Below are 2,240 nucleotides of genomic sequence, written 5' to 3'. Positions count from 1 at the left end.
CCGCGCAGCGCAACGACAGTTCGATGTTGGCGGCGGGGTCCAGCGCTTCCATGCGCGCTTCGATGTCGTCCAGCGCCGCACCCTGCGGCAGGCTGGCGTCGGGCGGTGCGCCAACCCGGCACGCACGCAGCAGCTGCGCAAGCGCAGTGTCGCTGTCGGCGGCCATCGCGGCCTTTGCCTGGTCTCGGCTGCTGGGCAGACGCCACGCCGCGCCGTGCGCGTCGAACATGGGCTCGTCCGACGCACGCTCCGGCGGCGCGGACACCGTCTCCAGCAGCGCGGCCACGTCCAGGTCGAACGCCATCGCCGCGCCGCACGCCGGACAATCGGCGCAAGCGGCCAGCTGCGGCCCGAATGTGGCTTGCCGCAGGCGCAGCAGCGCCAGGTTCCGCCATCCGACTGGCCTTGACGCGACATCCACGTCAGGCATCGCCACGGCAAGCGCGCGCAGGCCGCGGTCTATCGGATGACAGTCACGGCCCGCCTCCCACAGCGCAAGAATCTGCGATTCGATCAGGGCGTTCATCCCGGCGCTCCATCAGGCAGGCTCGACGAAACTCGGTTCGGATGGCTCGGCGACTTCGTAATCGCGTTCCCATCCTTCGTTTTCCAGCTTGATGGTCTGGATGGCGACCGCGTTGGCGTTCGCGTCCAGATCGGGAATTGCCTGGTATTCCGACACCCAGCAGCGGAACACCTTGTAGGCCAGAACGAGCTGACCGGCTTCGTTGTAGACCTCGATGATGAGGTCCTTGCGGAAGTTCTTCAGCGACACCTCGCTGCCCAGGCCCGAACCAAAGTTCCACACCTTGTTGGCCCACTGCTCGAACTCGCGGTCGTGCGTGACGCCGCGTTCCAGCGTCACCGCCTCGAATTTGCTGCGGCCTGGCGATTTGCGTCCGCTGGACGGGTCGCCGCCTTCGCGGTGCTCGACCACTTCGGTGCTGCGCTTGAGCGCCGATACCTTGCTGACGCCGGCCACGTAGCGGCCATCCCACTTCACCCGGAATTTGAAGTTCTTGTACGGGTCGAAGCGCTGCGGATTGACGGTGAACTGCGCCATGGCAATCTCCTGGTGACCGTGGTCGGCAACCGCCCCGGGCCGCATGCGGCGCCGGTGCGTGCCGGGCTCAGGCCTGTATCTGGCCGGCCAGTTGCTGGATGCTGATGACGACGAACTCGGCGGGCTTAAGCGGCGCAAACCCCACCAGGATGTTGACCACGCCGCGATTGATGTCGTCCTGCGTGGTGGTTTCCCGGTCGCACTTGACCAGATAGGCCTCGCGCGGCGAACTGCCCTGGAAGGCGCCCTGCCGGAACAGCGTGTTCATGAACGCGCCGATGTTCAGGCGGATCTGCGCCCACAGCGGCTCGTCGTTGGGCTCGAACACCACCCACTGCGTGCCGCGATACAGCGATTCTTCCAGGTACAGGGCCAGGCGCCGCACCGGCACGTACTTGTATTCCGAGGTGAGCTGGTCCGCCCCGCGCAGCGTGCGCGCGCCCCAGCACACCGCGCCATACACCGGGAACGTGCGCAGGCAGTTGACCCCCAGCGGATTCAGGCTGCCGTTCTCGCCGTCCGTCAGCGTCGCGGCCAGCGAGATCACGCCGGTCAGGTTGGCGTCGGTGCCCGCGGGCGCCTTCCATACGCCGCGGTTGCCGTCGGTGCGCGCGTACAGGCCGGCGACGGTGCCGCACGGCGGCGCAAGACGCGGCTTGCCGTTCTTGAGCGGATCGGACACGTACGTCCACGGGTAGTAGACGGCGGCGTGATCCGACTTGGGCAGCGCCGTGCCGTTGGCCACCGCCACCATCGCCGCCGGATCGGTGGCCGTGGGCGGGGCGTCCACGATCATGAAGGCGCGCCGCTCTTCGCAGTACGACGCGGCATCGGCCAGCACGCCGCTGTGCGTGATGGCCGGCAAGCAGAGCAGGTTGAAGATGTCGGCGTCTTCCAGCGCGTACAGCCCTTGCCGCAGCGCGCGGCTGCCGATAAACGCGGCATAGACGTCGTCCGGCCCGTACGGCGTTTCGGTGCCGCCCTCCAGCAGGGCGTCGACCGGCGGCGGCGAGGCGACGGCGCCGGTCAGCAGATGCAGCGAGGCGGCCAGGTCGTTGGCCGGTGCGGCGGCCACCGCGATGGTTGAGCCCAAGCCACGCGAGCCGCTTGCCAGCACCAGCGTGCTGCCTTGCACCCGCGCCGTGAAGTCCCGGAAGGCCGGCGTACCCGGCCGCAG

3 protein-coding genes are annotated in these 2,240 nt (G+C 68.4%); all 3 read right to left on the bottom strand.

From position 1 onward, the window contains the following. A partial coding sequence (locus B3446_RS06770; protein WP_291378640.1) for a hypothetical protein occupies positions 1-526 on the bottom strand: 526 nt, incomplete at its 3' end. Positions 527-538: 12 nt separating this feature from the next. Further along, a complete protein-coding gene (locus B3446_RS06765) occupies positions 539-1,063 on the bottom strand; it encodes a phage tail protein (protein WP_056566211.1) in 525 nt (174 codons plus the stop codon). A 67-nt stretch (positions 1,064-1,130) separates the two neighbouring features. Further along, on the bottom strand, positions 1,131-2,240 hold a 1,110-nt coding region (locus B3446_RS06760; protein ID WP_291378636.1), incomplete at its 5' end, for a phage tail sheath family protein.

Origin of the sequence: Achromobacter sp. UBA5777 (assembly GCF_002418565.1) — a bacterium.
In the GTDB taxonomy this organism is placed as follows: domain Bacteria; phylum Pseudomonadota; class Gammaproteobacteria; order Burkholderiales; family Burkholderiaceae_B; genus Achromobacter; species Achromobacter animicus.
This window is presented reverse-complemented; position numbering and strand designations above follow the sequence as displayed.